The sequence below is a fragment of the Streptomyces sp. NPDC049687 genome, from assembly GCF_044465285.1.
Classification (GTDB): domain Bacteria; phylum Actinomycetota; class Actinomycetes; order Streptomycetales; family Streptomycetaceae; genus Streptomyces.
In genome coordinates this window covers 261,535-278,491 of sequence record NZ_JBITLN010000005.1, presented here as the reverse complement: position 1 = coordinate 278,491, position 16,957 = coordinate 261,535, and the positions used below count along the sequence as shown (strand labels likewise).

Below are 16,957 nucleotides of genomic sequence, written 5' to 3'. Positions count from 1 at the left end.
ACGCCCGAAGGGCCGAAAACCCTCCGACGCGCCGCGGGCATTGGCACTCCGCTTGACCGAGTGCTAATCCCGGTCATAGTCTCGGCTCTGGCACTCACCACTGGAGAGTGCCAACACAGCGACGGGCAGGTCCGGCACCCGCGACGACGGATCCACCTGGTCGCCACCTCAGACAGTTAACCCCGTGAGATCTCCGAAGGGGGAGGTCGGATCGTGACGACCACCAGCTCCAAGGTTGCCATCAAGCCGCTCGAGGACCGCATCGTGGTCCAGCCGCTCGACGCCGAGCAGACCACCGCCTCTGGCCTGGTCATCCCGGACACCGCGAAGGAGAAGCCCCAGGAGGGCGCCGTCCTCGCCGTGGGTCCGGGCCGCTTCGAGAACGGCGAGCGCCTGCCGCTCGACGTCAAGGTCGGCGATGTCGTCCTGTACAGCAAGTACGGCGGCACCGAGGTGAAGTACAACGGCGAGGAGTACCTCGTCCTCTCGGCTCGCGACGTTCTCGCGATCATCGAGAAGTAATTCACCCAGTTTTGCAGTGAACTGCGCCCCTGGCCCCCGCGACTTTGTGAAGCCGGGCGCTGGGGGCGCAGTTCGTTTCTCCCACGTTTTCCGAGAGGGCTGAACCGCTCCCATGGCGAAGATCCTGAAGTTCGACGAGGACGCCCGTCGCGCCCTCGAGCGCGGCGTCAACAAGCTGGCCGACACGGTCAAGGTGACCATCGGCCCCAAGGGCCGCAACGTCGTCATCGACAAGAAGTTCGGCGCCCCGACCATCACCAACGACGGCGTCACCATCGCCCGTGAGGTGGAGATCGAGGACCCGTACGAGAACCTCGGCGCGCAGCTGGTGAAGGAGGTGGCGACCAAGACCAACGACATCGCGGGTGACGGTACGACCACCGCCACCGTGCTCGCCCAGGCGCTCGTGCGCGAGGGCCTGAGGAACGTCGCCGCCGGCGCCTCCCCGGCCGCCCTGAAGAAGGGCATCGACGCCGCGGTCAAGGCCGTCTCCGACGACCTGCTGGCGTCCGCCCGCCCGATCGACGAGAAGTCCGACATCGCCGCCGTCGCCGCGCTGTCCGCCCAGGACCAGCAGGTCGGCGAGCTCATCGCCGAGGCGATGGACAAGGTCGGCAAGGACGGTGTCATCACCGTCGAGGAGTCCAACACCTTCGGCCTGGAGCTGGACTTCACCGAGGGCATGGCCTTCGACAAGGGCTACCTGTCGCCGTACTTCGTGACGGACCAGGAGCGCATGGAGGCCGTCCTGGAGGACCCCTACATCCTCATCAACCAGGGCAAGATCTCCTCGATCGCCGACCTGCTGCCGCTCCTCGAGAAGGTCATCCAGACCAACTCCTCCAAGCCGCTGCTGATCATCGCCGAGGACCTGGAGGGCGAGGCGCTCTCCACCCTCGTCGTCAACAAGATCCGCGGCACCTTCAACGCGGTCGCCGTCAAGGCCCCCGGCTTCGGTGACCGTCGCAAGGCGATGCTCCAGGACATGGCCGTCCTCACCGGCGCCACCGTCATCTCCGAGGAGGTCGGCCTCAAGCTCGACCAGGTCGGCATCGACGTGCTCGGCTCCGCCCGCCGCGTCACCGTCACCAAGGACGACACCACGATCGTCGACGGCGCCGGCGACTCCGCCGAGGTGCAGGGCCGCGTCGCGCAGATCAAGGCCGAGATCGAGAACACCGACTCCGACTGGGACCGCGAGAAGCTCCAGGAGCGCCTCGCGAAGCTGGCCGGCGGCGTGTGCGTGATCAAGGTCGGCGCCGCCACCGAGGTGGAGCTGAAGGAGAAGAAGCACCGTCTGGAGGACGCCATCTCCGCGACCCGCGCCGCGGTCGAGGAGGGCATCGTCTCCGGTGGTGGCTCCGCGCTGGTCCACGCCGCCAAGGTGCTGGAGGACGGCCTGGGCAAGACCGGCGACGAGGCCACCGGTGTCGCCGTCGTCCGCCGCGCCGTCGTCGAGCCGCTGCGCTGGATCGCCGAGAACGCCGGCCTCGAGGGCTACGTCATCACCTCCAAGGTCGCCGAGCTCGAGAAGGGCCAGGGCTTCAACGCCGCCACCGGCGAGTACGGCGACCTGGTCAAGGCCGGCGTCATCGACCCGGTCAAGGTCACCCGCTCCGCCCTGGAGAACGCCGCCTCCATCGCCTCCCTCCTCCTGACGACCGAGACCCTCGTCGTCGAGAAGAAGGAAGAGGAAGAGCCGGCCGCCGCGGGCCACAGCCACGGCCACGCCCACTGAGGCAAGCGGCCACGCCCACTGAGGCAGGCAGCACGAAGAAGCCCCCGTTCCGTTGCGGAACGGGGGCTTCCCCCTTCGCGGGCGGTCCTGTGGCCTACGGCTCTCAGGTCTCCAACGTGTCCAGCGCCCCCAGCTGCTCCATCAGCCCCAGCCGGTCGTACTCCCACCAGGCCTCGGCGATCTTGCCGCTCCGGTCGAACCGGTGGATGGTCGTCCCGGTCATGCTGACCTGCCTGTCGGTCGCCGGGAGGCCCATGAACTCGCCCTTGTGGGTCCCGCGCCAGGTCCACCGGTTGCACACCCGGTTCTCCTGCGCGATCTGGTCCTCGATCTCGAAGGAGAAGTCGAAGCCGGCCCGCCACAACCCGACGACGCGACGCATCGCGTCCATCCCCATGGTGTCCTGCTCGGTGGAGGGATCGTGGTCGTGGTAGTCCTCGGCGAGCAGCCCGTCGAGCGGCGGCAGCTCCCCGTGCACGGCCACCGTCTCGAAGAACCGCCGCGAGGTCTCCGCGTACAACGTCTCGTCCCGTACGACGTCGAGATCCGTGAACGTCGGCATCTCGTCGCACAGGGCCACCAGATCCCGGAAGATCTTGTCGGTCTCCGGCAGGTTCGAGTTCCGCATCGCCTCCTCGTACGACGGGAACTCCACGATCTCGATGAAGTGCGACGCGTCCGAGCGGTCCTTGCCGACCACCGCGTGCGTCGCCGTCCGCTTCCCCTTGGTCTGTTCGACCCACGTGTCCATCAGCCGGTTCATCTCGTCGAACCGGCTGGTCCTGCAGTCGATGAGCTGTACGAACGTCATGCGCGCCTCCGGCCCCCCTGGGTCCGGTTCCGTCAGGCCCATTTTCCCACCGGAGCGCCGACACCACCTGCCCACCACGGTCGTCGTCAGCGGGGCCCGTACTTCCGTCCCGTCCTGGAGCTGATCCCGCCCAGCAGCGAGCGGGGCGTCACCTTCACCAGACCCATCAGCGCCTTGTAGCGCGGGTCGGGGATCGACAACGACTTCCCGCGCGCCAGGTCGTCCAGCGCGGCCGCGACCAGCTTGTCCGCGTCCAGCCACATCCAGCCCGGGATGTTGTCCGTCCCCATCCCGGCCCGCTCGTGGAACTCCGTCCGCACGAAGCCCGGGCACAGCGCCATCAGACGAACGCCCGTACCGGCCAGGTCCCTCGCCACGCCCTGCGTGAACTGCACGACCCACGCCTTCGACGCCCCGTACGTCCCGCGCGGCACGAACGCCGCCACCGACGCGACGTTGACGACACCCCCGCGCCCGCGCTCCCGCATGGCCGCCGTGGCCGCGGACGTCAGCCGCAGCACCGCCTCGCAGTGCACCTTGAGCATCTTCAGCTCGTCGGCCACGGTGACGTCGAGAAAGCGGCCCTTGTTGCCGAAGCCCGCGTTGTTGATCAGCAGGTCGACGGGGTTCTTGCGGTCGCCGAGCCGGGCGGCGACCGCCTCGATGCCCTCGTCCGTGGCGAGGTCGGCGGTCAGCACCTCCGCCTCGACGCCGTGCCGGTCGTGCAACTCGGTCGCCTGCTCGCGCAGCCGATCGGTGTCCCGTGCCACGAGGACGAGATCATGCCCGTCCGCCGCGAGGCGCCGCGCGAACGCGGCGCCGATACCAGCGGTCGAACCCGTAATGAGAGCCGTTGTCATGCGAGAAGGGTAGTGACCCGGAGTGCGAGGGTCCGTTCTCTGCACCCGGCCTCCCGAACGTGAAGGACCCGTGCGGACCGCTCCCGCGGCGGCGGCTCAGCCGCCGTGCTGCGCCACGTACTTCCGGGCCGCCGCAAGGGCCTCCGGATGCAGGGCCTCGCCCGCGGCGAGCAGCCGCGGCAGCAGCTCCCGGTGTGTGGTGGTCGCCTGGAACTCCATCCGTGCCGTCACCTCGTGCTCCGGTACGTGGACGATCTCGATCGCGTCCCCCGCGCGGACCTCACCCGGCTCGATCACCCGCAGATACGCGCCGGTCGCCGCCTTCGCCGTGAACCGCTTGACCCACTGCTTCTCGCCCACATGGCCCTGGAAGGTGAGGCACGGTATCCGCCCGGAGGTCACCTCCAGCACCACGTCGAGGCCGATGCGCCAGCGCTCGCCGATCCGCGCCCCGGAGACGTCGAGGCCGGTGGTGGTGAGGTTCTCGCCGAACGCGCCGGGCGCGAACGTGCGCCCCAGCTCGCGCTCCCAGTCGTCGAGATCCTCGCGGGCGACCGCGTACACCGCCTGGTCGTCCCCGCCGTGATGGCGCAGGGAGCACACCGTGTCCCCGGCCAGCCCACTGCCGCCGACGCCCTTCGGCCCGGGTGCCGAGATCCGCACGGGTCCCTCGACCGGCCGCTTGTCGATGCCGGTCAGACCCTGCGGGTGGTCGGTGTAGGGCACGGCCTTCGGACGGCCCAGGTTGACGGAGAGAAGCCTCATGACCGCACGGTAGGTGACCGGAGCCCAAAGTGTCGACGTGTTTTTCGACGCCGTACCCAAGGTGGGCTTATGCTCGGAGGGTGATCGAGGCCCGTCATCTCCGCGTGCTGCGCGCCGTGGCCGCCACCGGCTCCTTCTCGGCCGCCGGGCGCGAGCTGGGCTGCACCCAGCCGGCGGTCAGCCAGCAGATGAAGGCCCTGGAGGCCTCCGTCGGCACGCCCCTGCTGGTCCGCAGCGGCCGGGAGATGCGCCTGACCCAGGCCGGCGAGGCCCTCGTACGGCACGCGGCCGGGATCCTCTCCGGTCTCACCGCCGCCGAGGAGGAGGTCGCAGCCATCGCGGGCCTGCGCGCCGGCCGGGTCCGCCTGGTCTCCTTCCCCAGCGGCAGCTCCACGCTCGTTCCCACCGCCCTCGCCGCCCTGCGCGCCGACCACCCCGGCACCCGGGTCTCCCTGGAGGAGGCCGAGCCGCCCGAGTCGGTCGAGATCCTGCGCGGCGGCGACTGCGACATCGCGCTCGCCTTCCGCTATCCGCGCGCGGGCGGCGCCGAGGAGTGGGACGACCTGGTCGTCCGGCCCCTGCTGACGGACCGGCTGGTCGCCCTCGTTCCGGAGCGCCACCGGCTCGCCCGCGCGGAGGCAGTCGCCATCGGCGAACTGGCCGCCGAGCCGTGGATCGCGGGCTGCCCGCGCTGCCGCGGCCAGCTGGTGGACGTGTGCGAGCGCGCGGGCTTCACGCCCCGTATCGACTTCGCCACCGACGACTACCCAGCCGTCGTCGGCCTGGTGGGCGCCGGGCTCGGCGTGGCCGTCCTGCCCCAGCTCGCGATCGAGTCCGTACGGCCCCGTGGCGTGCGCGCGGTGAACCTGGAGCCGGCGGTGCGGCGGGAGATCGTCGCGCTCACGCTGCCCGACCTGGCACAGGTGCCGGCGGTGGCGGCGACGCTGGAGCGGCTGGGGCGGGCGGCGCGGAGCAAGTAGAACGGCGGGCACGCACGCGTGCCCGCCGTTGATGCAGAAACGTTCCTTCAGGCGTCAGGTGTTCGACGAGACGTCTCTCGCACCCGACGACGCCGACACCAGGCGGTTGCGCGCCCGGCCCATGAGCTCCTCGCGCTCGTCCTCGGTCAGCCCGCCCCACACGCCGTACGGCTCGCGTACGGCCAGCGCGTGCGCCGCGCACTGCGCTCGGACCGGGCACCTCATGCAGACCTCCTTGGCCGAGTTCTCGCGAGCGCTCCGAGCCGCCCCGCGCTCACCCTCCGGATGGAAGAAGAGCGAACTGTCCACACCGCGGCAGGCGGCCAGGAGCTGCCAGTCCCACAGGTCCGCGTTCGGTCCGGGAAGGCGGGAGAAATCTGCCATTGCGTGACCCCTTGTAGCCGTTCTGAGCGGATACGGTGCCCACGACCGTACAACTACGATCTAAGGAGATGAAAATATGACTCATTGCGAATCTAGCCTCAGACACCAGCTAAAGGGAAGAAATAGGGCCGAATGGGGCACCGGTTGTGATGAAAGCTTGAGGGTCCGCGCGGCTGTCTCCACCGTGTCCGCACCCTCACGTAGAGTGCCGAAGAACGCACGCAGCCCCGTAACTCTTTCGAGTGACCGTCGTTGAGAGAGCGGTGGCGGTTGAAAACACAAACGCTCGGGCAGGCGTCCGAGCCGGTCGACCGCACAGGTGACGATTCGTACCAGCCTGGAGGCACAAGGTGACGCGCATCAGCTGCGGAGGGCGGCCATGACTTCCGTCCTCGTCTGCGACGACTCCCCGCTTGCCCGAGAGGCGCTCCGCCGCGCGGTCGCGACCGTGCCCGGCGTCGAGCGCGTGACGACGGCGGCCAACGGCGAGGAAGTCCTCCGCCGCTGGGGCGCCGACCGCTCGGACCTCATTCTGATGGACGTGCGCATGCCCGGACTGGGCGGCGTCGAGACCGTACGGCGGCTGCTGTCCGCCGATCCCGGCGCGCGCATCATCATGCTCACCGTCGCCGAGGACCTGGACGGCGTCGCCCTCGCGGTCGCCGCCGGCGCCCGCGGCTACCTGCACAAGGACGCCTCGCGCGCGGAACTGCGGGCGACCGTCACACAGGCCCTCGCCGACCCGACCTGGCGCCTGGCCCCGCGTCGGCTGCGCTCCGCCGAGATGGGAGCCGCTCCCACGCTCACAGCGCGTGAGATCCAGGTCCTCGAGGGCATGAGCCACGGCCGCTCCAACGCGGAGATCGGCCGCGAGCTGTTCCTCTCCGAGGACACCGTCAAGACGCACGCCCGGCGCCTCTTCAAGAAACTGGGCGCCTCGGACCGTGCCCACGCGGTGGCCCTCGGCTTCCGGTGGGGGCTGGTCCGTTAGGACTGCCCCGGCTTCCGGTGGGGCGGTCCGTCGAAGGGTCGCCTCGTGGATCCGGTTGAATCCGGTGGGGCGGTCTGCCGGGATCCTGCCTTTGGTCCCGGTGGGGCGGTCTGCCGAAAGGCGGCCTGATTTTCCGGTGTCGTCTCCGGTCCCGGTGGGGCCGGTCCCTCGTGGGGCCGCCGCCTCCGTCGGGGTCCGCGGCCCGGGTCCGGCCCGTGGGCGGGTTCGGGGCCGTTCGGCGGATCCGGCCGGTTTCGCCGGGCGCCGGTCGGTCGGTGCCCGGTCAGACAAGAGGAGCGGGGCATGAGGGAACCTCCCTGCTCAGGCAGGATCGAGAGCCCGGGGGAGAACCCCGCCCCCCGTGCGGTGGACGGGGGTGGCACGGGGCACCGCCCGGTGCCCGCTGCTCGTTTCGCCGCGGATGCCGCATCCTTGAGATGTGGAGTCTCTCGGGGACGAGTCGGTCGAGCGGAAGGGGAGGGCGCAGGGGATGAGTTCCGGCGCACCTGCTCATAACGCTTCGGTGCACAACGACGGGCACGGTGCCGCGGCTGGTCCGGCCGCAGTGCACCATGGACCGATGCGCGAGGACGAGGCGGTCACTGCCGTGGGGACGATCGGAGCACTCGTCCACCGCGCCGTCGACGGGGACGAGCAGGCCACCCACGACCTCCTCGCCCATGTCCACCCCCTCGCGCTGCGCTACTGCCGCACCCGGCTGTCCCGGCTGCCCGGCGACGCGCGCCACTTCGTGGAGGACCTCGCCCAGGAGGTCTGCGTGGCGGTCCTCCTCGCCCTGCCCCGCTACCGGGACACGGGCAGGCCCTTCGAGGCCTTCGTCTTCGCCATCGCCGCCCACAAGGTCGCCGACCTCCAGCGGGCCGCCATGCGCCACCCCGGCTCCACGGCGGTCCCCTCGGACGAGATGCCGGAGCGCCCCGACGACTCCCTCGGCCCCGAGGAGCGCGCCCTGCTCAGCAGTGACGCCGAGTGGGCCAAGAAACTCCTGGCCAACCTGCCCGAGAACCAGCGGGAGCTGCTCCTGCTGCGTATCGCGGTGGGTCTCACGGCCGAGGAGACCGGCCAGATGTTGGGAATGTCACCCGGAGCGGTCCGCGTGGCCCAGCACCGGGCCCTGAGCAGGCTGCGGGCGCTCGCCGAGCAGTAGTCGTGCCTTCGGTGAACAGGCGGCCTGTGATCTCCGTACGAACAGACGAAGCCCCGAGTCACCCCCAACCGTGGAATTCGGGAGGTGCTGCTTCCCGTTAGCATGGACATCCGCACCGATCAAGGCCATTTGGGGAAGGTGTCATGACTGCCAACGTCGACGGAGTGCCCGCCAAATTCGCGACCCTCGGGCTCACCTACGACGACGTGCTGCTGCTGCCGGGTGCATCCGAGGTGCTCCCCAACGCGGTCGACACCTCGTCCCGTATCTCCCGTAACGTCCGGGTCAATATCCCGCTGCTCTCGGCGGCGATGGACAAAGTGACCGAGTCCCGCATGGCGATCGCGATGGCCCGCCAGGGCGGCGTCGGCGTGCTGCACCGCAACCTCTCCATCGAGGACCAGGTCAACCAGGTCGACCTGGTGAAGCGCTCCGAGTCCGGCATGGTCACCGACCCCATCACGGTCCACCCGGACGCCACGCTGGCCGAGGCCGACGCCCTGTGCGCCAAGTTCCGCATCAGCGGTGTCCCGGTCACCGACGGCGACAAGAAGCTGCTGGGCATCGTCACCAACCGCGACATGGCCTTCGAGAGCGACCGCTCGCGCCGGGTCCGCGAGGTCATGACGCCGATGCCGCTGGTCACCGGGCACGTCGGCATCTCCGGCACCGAGGCCATGGAGCTGCTGCGCCGCCACAAGATCGAGAAGCTTCCCCTGGTCGACGAGGCGGGTGTCCTCAAGGGCCTCATCACGGTCAAGGACTTCGTCAAGGCCGAGCAGTACCCCCGTGCCGCCAAGGACGCCGAGGGCCGGCTGCTCGTCGGTGCCGCCGTGGGCGCCAGCCCCGAGGCGCTGGAGCGCGCCCAGGCCCTCGCCGAGGCCGGCGTCGACTTCCTGGTCGTCGACACCTCGCACGGCCACAACAGCAACGCCCTCAGCTGGATGTCGAAGATCAAGTCCAGCGTCGGAGTCGACGTGATCGGCGGCAACGTCGCCACCCGCGACGGCGCCCAGGCACTGATCGACGCCGGTGTCGACGGCATCAAGGTCGGCGTCGGCCCCGGCTCCATCTGTACGACCCGTGTGGTCGCCGGCATCGGCGTTCCCCAGGTCACCGCCATCTACGAGGCGTCCCTGGCGGCCCGTCCGGCCGGCATCCCGCTGATCGGTGACGGCGGCCTGCAGTACTCCGGCGACATCGGCAAGGCGCTGGCCGCCGGCGCCGACACCGTGATGCTCGGCAGCCTCCTCGCGGGCTGCGAGGAGTCCCCGGGCGAGCTGCAGTTCATCAACGGCAAGCAGTTCAAGTCGTACCGCGGCATGGGCTCGCTCGGCGCCATGCAGTCGCGCGGCCAGGCCAGGTCGTACTCGAAGGACCGCTACTTCCAGGCCGAGGTCGCCTCCGACGACAAGCTCGTGCCCGAGGGCATCGAGGGCCAGGTGCCCTACCGGGGTCCGCTGGGCAACGTGCTGCACCAGCTCGTCGGCGGTCTGCGCCAGACCATGGGCTATGTGGGGGCCGCCACCATCGAGGAGATGGAGAGCAAGGGCCGCTTCGTACGGATCACCTCCGCGGGCCTCAAGGAGAGCCACCCGCACGACATCCAGATGACGGTCGAGGCGCCGAACTACAGCAGCAAGTAGTCATACGCGTTCCCGAGGGCGGTTCCGGAGGCTCCGGGGCCGCCTTCGTCGTACCCGTCGGCGATACTGGAAGACGCTGAAACGCATCACGAAAGGCCACAGACGTGACTGAGATCGAGATCGGGCGCGGCAAGCGCGGCCGCCGGGCGTACGCCTTCGACGACATCGCCGTCGTCCCCAGCCGCCGTACGCGGGACCCGAAGGAGGTCTCGATCGCCTGGCAGATCGACGCCTACCGCTTCGAGCTGCCCTTCCTGGCCGCCCCCATGGACTCGGTCGTCTCCCCGGCCACCGCGATCCGCATCGGCGAGCTGGGCGGCCTCGGCGTGCTCAACCTCGAGGGGCTGTGGACCCGGTACGAGGACCCGCGGCCGTTGCTCGACGAGATCGCCGACCTCGACGCGGACACCGCGACCCGGCGCCTGCAGGAGATCTACTCCGCCCCCATCAAGGAGGAGCTGATCGGCGCGCGCATCAAGGAGGTGCGCGACTCCGGCGTGGTCACGGCCGCCGCGCTCTCCCCGCAGCGCACGGCCCAGTTCTCCAAGGCGGTCGTCGACGCGGGCGTGGACATCTTCGTCATCCGCGGTACGACGGTCTCGGCGGAGCACGTCTCGGGTTCGCACGAGCCGCTGAACCTGAAGCAGTTCATCTACGAGCTCGACGTCCCGGTGATCGTCGGCGGCTGCGCCACCTACACGGCCGCCCTGCACCTGATGCGCACCGGCGCGGCGGGCGTCCTGGTCGGCTTCGGCGGCGGCGCGGCGCACACCACGCGCAACGTGCTCGGCATCCAGGTCCCGATGGCCACGGCGGTCGCGGACGTGGCGGCGGCCCGCCGCGACTACATGGACGAGTCCGGCGGCCGGTACGTGCACGTCATCGCGGACGGCGGTGTCGGCTGGTCCGGCGACCTCCCCAAGGCGATCGCCTGTGGCGCCGACTCGGTGATGATGGGCTCCCCGCTCGCCCGCGCGACCGACGCGCCGGGCCGCGGCCACCACTGGGGCATGGAGGCCGTCAACGAGGAGCTGCCGCGCGGCAAGAAGGTCGACCTGGGCACGGTCGGCACCATCGAGGAGGTCCTCATGGGCCCGTCGCACACTCCCGACGGCTCGATGAACTTCTTCGGCGCGCTGCGGCGGGCGATGGCCACCACCGGCTACAGCGAGCTGAAGGAGTTCCAGCGGGTCGAGGTGACGGTGGCGGACTCGGTGCACCGGCGGTAGGCCGCAGGACGCGGGAAGGGGCCGGGCGCTCACCTGGATGAGCGACCGGCCCCTTCCGCGTGCCCGGGCGGGCTGGGCGTGTGGGGTGGGGGCGCGCGGTTGCGTGTCGTCCACCGGGTCGATGATCCCCGGGGCCCGGCCCGCCCACGCGCCCCCTTCACAACCGATGCGCTGCTCCGGTAGGCGTGGCCCCTCGCGTGTCCAGCAACAACTGCGCCTTCACCGACAGGCCCTGCAGGTCGTACGTGCGGTGCTGCTGGAGGAGGATCGTGAGGTCGGCGTCGGCGGCGGCCTCGTAGAAGGAGTCGGCTCGGGGGACCGGGCGGTCGAGGATGCTCCAGGACGGGACGTGGGGGTCGTGGTAGCTGACGGCGGCGCCGAGCTCCATCAGGCGGATCGCGATCTCGCGTGCGGGGGTGTTCTGCTGGTCGGCGAGGTCGGGTTTGTAGGTGACGCCGAGGAGCAGGACACGGGCGCCGCGGGCGGACTTGCCGTGCTCGTTGAGGAGGGCGGCGGCGCGCTGGACGACGTAGCGGGGCATACGGCCGTTGACCTGCTGGGCCAGCTCGACCATGCGCAGGGGACCGCCGAGGTGGCCCGTGCGGTCCAGGGGGACGGAGTGGCCGCCGACGCCGGGGCCGGGGCGGAAGGCGTGAAAGCCGAAGGGCTTGGTCTCGGCGCAGCGGATGACGTCCCACAGGTCGACGCCCAGGTCGTGGCAGAGGACCGCCATCTCGTTGACGAGGGCCATGTTGACGTGCCGGAAGTTGGTCTCCAGGAGCTGCACGGTCTCGGCTTCCCGCAGGCCACGCGCGCGTACCACCTTGTCGGTGAGACGGCCGTAGAAGGCGGCGGCGGATTCGGTGCACGCGGGTGTGAGACCGCCGATGACCTTCGGTGTGGTGGCCGGGGTGAAGGTGCGGCTGCCGGGGTCGACCCGGCTGGGGGAGTAGGCGAGGTGGAAGTCGCGGCCCGCGCTCAGCCCGGATGTTTCCTCCAGCAACGGTCGCAGGAATTCCTCGGTCGTCCCCGGGTACACGGGCGACTCCAGGATGACGGTGGTGTGCGGGCGCAGATGCCCGGCGAGGGTGCGGGCGGCCGCCTCGACCTGGCCGAGGTCGAGTCCGCCGTCCGTGTCGCGCGGGGTGGGGGCGCAGATGACGGCCGTACGAACCCGGCCCAGTTCCGCGGGGTTGGTGGCGGGCCGGAAACCCCCCGAGAGCATCCGGCGCAGTTCGGCGGGGCTGAGGGAACCCGCCTCGGGGCCGGTCCGGTAGCCGAGGGTGGGGATGCCGGCGGCCACGGCGGCCTGAGCGAGGGGCAGGCCGAGCGGGCCGAGTCCGATGACGGCGAGATCTGCGGGCATGGCGTGGGCCGTCCTTCCCAATAACCGAAGCGGGACAGGTGCGCAAACCCTGTGGACAGGATGGGCGAGCGCAATGTCAGACTAGGAGTAAATATGACCGTTATGCGGGATTGATCGGCTGTGTTGATCAGCCTTTTCCGGCTGGCCCGCTCCGGTTCCGTGAGAGTTGTCCACAGGCTGGGGGCCAGTGGTGGCTGAGGTCGGGCAAGCCGGTCAGAATTTGGGCAGGGGGATATGAAGCGGGTCTCGCCCTGACGGTGCGGCCGACGCTACGGACAGCGGGAGGCAGCGGTGAGGACAGCGACACTGGGGCCGGCGCAGCGAGCCGAGTCACTGGCGGCCATGGCCGAGCGCGAGCTGGACGTGCTGGTCGTGGGAGGCGGAGTGGTCGGCGCGGGCACCGCCCTGGACGCCGTGACCCGCGGCCTGTCCACGGGCCTGGTCGAGGCGCGCGACTGGGCGTCGGGCACGTCGAGCAGGTCCAGCAAACTGATCCACGGCGGCCTGCGCTATCTGGAGATGCTCGACTTCGCCCTCGTCCGCGAGGCGCTGAAGGAACGCGGTTTGCTGCTGGAACGGCTCGCACCGCACCTGGTGAAGCCCGTCCCGTTCCTGTATCCGCTCCAGCACAAGGGCTGGGAGCGCTGGTACGCCGGCTCGGGCGTCGCGCTCTACGACACGATGTCCATGGCCCGCGGGCACGGCCGCGGCCTGCCGATGCACCGTCACCTGACCCGCCGCCACGCCCTGCGGGTCGCCCCCGCCTTGCGAAAGGAGGCGCTGGTCGGCGCCTTGCAGTACTACGACGCCCAGATGGACGACGCCCGCTTCGTCGCCACCCTCGTGCGCACGGCGGTGTCCTACGGCGCGAAGGCGGCCAACCGCGCGCGCGTCACCGGCTTTCTGCGCGAGGGCGAACGGGTCGTCGGGGCGCGTGTGCAGGACGTCGAGGGCGGTGGCGAGTACGAGGTCCGCGCCCGCCAGGTCGTCAACGCCACGGGCGTGTGGACCGACGACACACAGGCGATGGTGGGGGAGCGCGGCCAGTTCCACGTCCGCGCCTCCAAGGGCATCCATCTCGTCGTCCCCAGGGACCGCATCAGCTCCTCCACCGGTCTGATCCTGCGCACCGAGAAGTCCGTGCTGTTCGTGATCCCCTGGGGCCGGCACTGGATCGTCGGCACCACCGACACCGACTGGGACCTCGACAAGGCACACCCGGCCGCCTCCAGCGCGGACATCGACTATCTGCTGGAGCATGTGAACTCGGTCCTGAGGGTGCCGCTCACCCGGGACGACGTCGAGGGCGTGTACGCCGGTCTGCGGCCGCTGCTGGCCGGTGAGTCGGAGGCCACCAGCAAGCTGTCGCGCGAGCACACCGTCGCCCATCCCGCGCCCGGCCTGGTGGTCGTCGCGGGCGGCAAGTACACGACGTACCGGGTGATGGCCAAGGACGCGGTCGACGAGGCCGTGCACGGGCTGGACATGCGCGTCGCCGACTGCGTCACCGAGGAGGTGCCGCTGCTGGGCGCGGAGGGCTACCGGGCGCTGTGGAACGCGCGGGCGCGGATCGCCGCGCGCAGCGGTCTGCACGTGGTGCGCGTGGAGCATCTGCTGAACCGTTACGGGGCGATGGCCGAGGAAGTGCTCGACCTCATCGCCGCGGACCCCTCGCTGGGCGAGCCGCTCCAGGCCGCCGACGACTATCTGCGCGCCGAGATCGTGTACGCCGCCTCGCACGAGGGGGCGCGTCACCTGGACGACGCCCTGACCCGGCGCACCCGCATCTCGATCGAGACCTTCGACCGCGGCTCGCGCAGCGCCCGGGAGGCGGCCGAGCTGATGGCGCCGGTGCTGGGCTGGGACAAGGGGCAGATCGAGCGCGAGGTCGAGCACTACGAGAAGCGGGTGGAGGCGGAACGGGAGTCGCAGCTGCAGCCGGACGACCAGACGGCGGACGCGGCCCGACTGGGGGCGCCGGACATCGTGCCCCTCTGACCCCCACCGCGACGCCGGACGTCGTGCCGCTGTCACGCAACCGTGACGTCCCAATTCCGTCGGTGCTGACCGCTGTTGACGGGGCGAAAGGGCCGTCGTGCCAGGATTTGGCCGGAGCGTGCCGCACCTTCTGGCCGGAATGCTCCCGTCCCGGGATGCGGTCAGGACGCGATGAGGGGCACCCTGGGCGTCGGGCACTTGTCGGGTGAGGGACAATGGAGGCTCTTTCAGGGCGGGTTGCATGAGGGGACGCATGTCGGAGGCGGAGCGGGCGGGGACACCCCGTCAGGACAAGAGCGCACGTCTCCTCGCCGGGCGGTACCGGCTGGGAGGCGTACTCGGCCGCGGCGGCATGGGGACGGTGTGGCGCGCCGAGGACGAGACCCTCGGGCGGACGGTCGCCGTCAAGGAGCTGCGGTTCCCGTCGAACATCGACGAGGACGAGAAGCGCCGCCTGATCACACGGACGCTGCGCGAGGCCAAGGCCATCGCACGGATCCGCAACAACAGCGCGGTGACGGTCTTCGACGTGGTCGAGGAGGACGACCGGCCGTGGATCGTGATGGAGCTCGTCGAGGGCAAGTCGCTCGCCGAGGTCATCCGTGAGGACGGCGTGCTGGAGCCGAGGCGGGCGGCCGAGGTCGGGCTCGCCATCCTCGACGTGCTGCGCTCGGCGCACCGCGAGGGCATCCTGCACCGTGACGTGAAGCCGTCCAACGTGCTGATCGCCGAGGACGGCCGCGTCGTGCTCACCGACTTCGGCATCGCCCAGGTCGAGGGCGACCCGTCCATCACCTCCACCGGCATGCTCGTCGGCGCCCCCTCCTACATCTCCCCGGAGCGTGCCCGCGGGCACAAGCCGGGGCCGGCCGCCGACCTGTGGTCCCTCGGCGGTCTGCTGTACGCCTCGGTCGAGGGCGCGCCCCCGTACGACAAGGGCTCCGCGATCGCCACGCTCACCGCGGTGATGACCGAGCCGCTGGAGGAGCCGAAGAACGCCGGTCCGCTGAGGGACGTCATCTACGGGCTCCTCACCAAGGATCCCGAGCGCCGGCTCGACGACGCCGGGGCGCGGGCGATGCTCAACGCCGTGATCCACGCGCCCGAACCCAAGGAGGCCGAACCGGCGGACGCCACCCGGCTGGTGCCGCTGCCGATCCAGCCGGACGGCCCCGACGGCAAGGGGAGTTCCGCCGGGGAGGCGGGCGAGAAGCTGCGCGGGGCGCTGCGTTCCGTGCGCAAGAAGGCCGCCGTCGCGGCGGGGGCCGCCACGGTCGCGGCGGTGTCCCGCACCAAGTCGGCCGGCAGCGGTACGGCGGCTTCCGGGTCCACCCCGGCCTCCGGGGCCACGGCTTCCGGGGCCACGGCTTCCGGTTCCACGGCGGCTTCCGCTTCCGTGGGGACCGACGAGGCGAGGAGGACCGAGCCGGTCACCAGGGCGACGACGGCCCCGGCCGCCTCGGCGTCCGCTGCCCGCTCCGCGTCCGTGTCGTCCTCCGGTTCCGCCGCGGGCGGCAGCCGGGGCGGCCAGGGGACGCAGGGTGCCACCGGGGTGAACGGCCAGACGGGCGGCCGCAGTTCCGGATGGCCCGTGATGACGCCGCCGGACCTGCCGCCGCGGCCCGTGCCCAGGGCACCGCTGACCGACGTGGTGCCGAAGCGGACGCTGGTGATCATCGCCGCGGTGGTGATCCTCGCGGTGCTCGGTACCGTGCTGGCCCTCACGTTCGGTGGCGGGGACGACGACGGCGCCGGCGGCTCGGGGAGCGGCGGCGGGTCCAAGACCGTCGCCGGCGGCAGCGCGAGCGCCGAGACCAAGGAGGACAAGGACAGCGGGACCCGCGCCGACGGCTCGGCCTCGCAGTCCGCCCCCGGCACCACGCCGAGCGGCAGCGACACCTCCACGACCGGCGGCACCGGGTCCGACGCCTCCACCGACGAGGCCGGCCGGACGGCGAAGACGTACAAGGGCGGCCAGGGGTACTCGATCGGGCTGCCCACCGGGTGGAAGTTCCAGAGGGCGAGCTCCGCGGGCGACCGGTTCACCGGGCCCGACGGACAGATGCTGCTGGTCGCCTGGACGACCACGCCCAAGGGCGATCCCGTCGCCGACTGGGAGAACCAGGAGCGCTACATGAAGCGCTCGCAGTACAAGAAGATCCGCATAGAGGCGGTGGCGTACCGGGGCTGGAACACGGCCGACTGGGAGTTCACCTACGTGGAGAGCGGGACGAAGTACCGCACCATCGACCGCGGGTTCGTGGTGAGCAACAGCCAGGGGTACGCGCTGATGTACACGGCGAAGGCCGCCAAGTGGGCCGGGGATCTGCGCGAGACCACCTGGAAGACGCTGGCGGATACCTTCACGCCCAAGAAGTAGCGGGGACCGTGCGGGCGCGAGATGTCGCATCCCCGCTCTGCGGGTTGCCTCAGGCACGTATCGTGAGTGCTTGCGGACCGTACGCATCCAGCTCCATGGCCGGATACGGCTGGAACGGC

14 protein-coding genes are annotated in these 16,957 nt (G+C 70.8%); 9 read left to right on the top strand and 5 right to left on the bottom strand.

Going from position 1 to position 16,957, the window contains the following annotated elements:
* Positions 1-213: 213 nt before the first annotated feature.
* Both groES and groL read left to right on the top strand, forming a co-directional pair.
* Complete coding sequence (gene groES, locus ACIBVL_RS18265; RefSeq protein WP_020132158.1) at positions 214-522, top strand: co-chaperone GroES; 309 nt, start codon at positions 214-216, stop codon at positions 520-522.
* A gap of 112 nt (positions 523-634) precedes the next feature.
* A complete protein-coding gene (groL, locus tag ACIBVL_RS18260) occupies positions 635-2,260 on the top strand; it encodes a chaperonin GroEL (RefSeq protein ID WP_399098198.1) in 1,626 nt (541 codons plus the stop codon).
* A gap of 103 nt (positions 2,261-2,363) precedes the next feature.
* On the opposite strand, the gene ACIBVL_RS18255 is transcribed toward groL, so the two are convergent.
* The 3 genes from ACIBVL_RS18255 to ACIBVL_RS18245 all read right to left on the bottom strand — a co-directional run bounded on the left by ACIBVL_RS18255 (position 2,364) and on the right by ACIBVL_RS18245 (position 4,696).
* Complete coding sequence (locus ACIBVL_RS18255) at positions 2,364-3,071, bottom strand: ester cyclase (RefSeq protein ID WP_399098196.1); 708 nt, start codon at positions 3,069-3,071, stop codon at positions 2,364-2,366.
* An 86-nt stretch (positions 3,072-3,157) separates the two neighbouring features.
* Positions 3,158-3,931: an SDR family NAD(P)-dependent oxidoreductase gene (locus tag ACIBVL_RS18250; RefSeq protein WP_399098195.1), complete on the bottom strand. Its 774-nt coding sequence runs from the start codon at positions 3,929-3,931 to the stop codon at positions 3,158-3,160.
* A gap of 96 nt (positions 3,932-4,027) precedes the next feature.
* Positions 4,028-4,696: an MOSC domain-containing protein gene (locus ACIBVL_RS18245; protein ID WP_399098194.1), complete on the bottom strand. Its 669-nt coding sequence runs from the start codon at positions 4,694-4,696 to the stop codon at positions 4,028-4,030.
* 80 nt (positions 4,697-4,776) lie between these two features.
* Between ACIBVL_RS18245 and ACIBVL_RS18240 the strand changes: the two genes are divergently transcribed.
* The gene (locus ACIBVL_RS18240; RefSeq protein WP_399098193.1) at positions 4,777-5,676 is read left to right on the top strand and encodes a LysR family transcriptional regulator; all 900 of its coding nucleotides are present in this window, start codon (positions 4,777-4,779) and stop codon (positions 5,674-5,676) included.
* Positions 5,677-5,730: 54 nt separating this feature from the next.
* Here ACIBVL_RS18240 and ACIBVL_RS18235 read toward each other — a convergent pair whose 3' ends face one another.
* The gene (locus tag ACIBVL_RS18235; RefSeq protein ID WP_399098191.1) at positions 5,731-6,060 is read right to left on the bottom strand and encodes a WhiB family transcriptional regulator; all 330 of its coding nucleotides are present in this window, start codon (positions 6,058-6,060) and stop codon (positions 5,731-5,733) included.
* A gap of 379 nt (positions 6,061-6,439) precedes the next feature.
* Between ACIBVL_RS18235 and ACIBVL_RS18230 the strand changes: the two genes are divergently transcribed.
* The 4 genes from ACIBVL_RS18230 to ACIBVL_RS18215 all read left to right on the top strand — a co-directional run bounded on the left by ACIBVL_RS18230 (position 6,440) and on the right by ACIBVL_RS18215 (position 11,094).
* Positions 6,440-7,051 carry a response regulator transcription factor gene (locus tag ACIBVL_RS18230; RefSeq protein ID WP_003948568.1) on the top strand — a complete coding sequence of 204 codons (612 nt, stop codon included), beginning with the start codon at positions 6,440-6,442 and terminating at the stop codon, positions 7,049-7,051.
* A 580-nt stretch (positions 7,052-7,631) separates the two neighbouring features.
* Positions 7,632-8,219: a sigma-70 family RNA polymerase sigma factor gene (locus ACIBVL_RS18225; RefSeq protein WP_399098190.1), complete on the top strand. Its 588-nt coding sequence runs from the start codon at positions 7,632-7,634 to the stop codon at positions 8,217-8,219.
* 143 nt (positions 8,220-8,362) lie between these two features.
* Positions 8,363-9,865, top strand: coding sequence for an IMP dehydrogenase (gene guaB, locus ACIBVL_RS18220; protein WP_399098189.1), 1,503 nt, complete (start codon positions 8,363-8,365; stop codon positions 9,863-9,865).
* A gap of 104 nt (positions 9,866-9,969) precedes the next feature.
* Positions 9,970-11,094 (top strand): GuaB3 family IMP dehydrogenase-related protein, encoded by a 1,125-nt coding sequence (locus ACIBVL_RS18215; RefSeq protein ID WP_399098188.1) that lies wholly within the window; start codon positions 9,970-9,972, stop codon positions 11,092-11,094.
* A gap of 157 nt (positions 11,095-11,251) precedes the next feature.
* Here ACIBVL_RS18215 and ACIBVL_RS18210 read toward each other — a convergent pair whose 3' ends face one another.
* A complete protein-coding gene (locus tag ACIBVL_RS18210; protein WP_399098186.1) occupies positions 11,252-12,460 on the bottom strand; it encodes a nucleotide sugar dehydrogenase in 1,209 nt (402 codons plus the stop codon).
* 291 nt (positions 12,461-12,751) lie between these two features.
* Between ACIBVL_RS18210 and ACIBVL_RS18205 the strand changes: the two genes are divergently transcribed.
* Positions 12,752-14,458, top strand: coding sequence for a glycerol-3-phosphate dehydrogenase/oxidase (locus ACIBVL_RS18205; RefSeq protein WP_399098185.1), 1,707 nt, complete (start codon positions 12,752-12,754; stop codon positions 14,456-14,458).
* 253 nt (positions 14,459-14,711) lie between these two features.
* Positions 14,712-16,838 (top strand): serine/threonine-protein kinase, encoded by a 2,127-nt coding sequence (locus tag ACIBVL_RS18200; RefSeq protein WP_399098184.1) that lies wholly within the window; start codon positions 14,712-14,714, stop codon positions 16,836-16,838.
* Positions 16,839-16,957 lie beyond the last annotated feature (119 nt).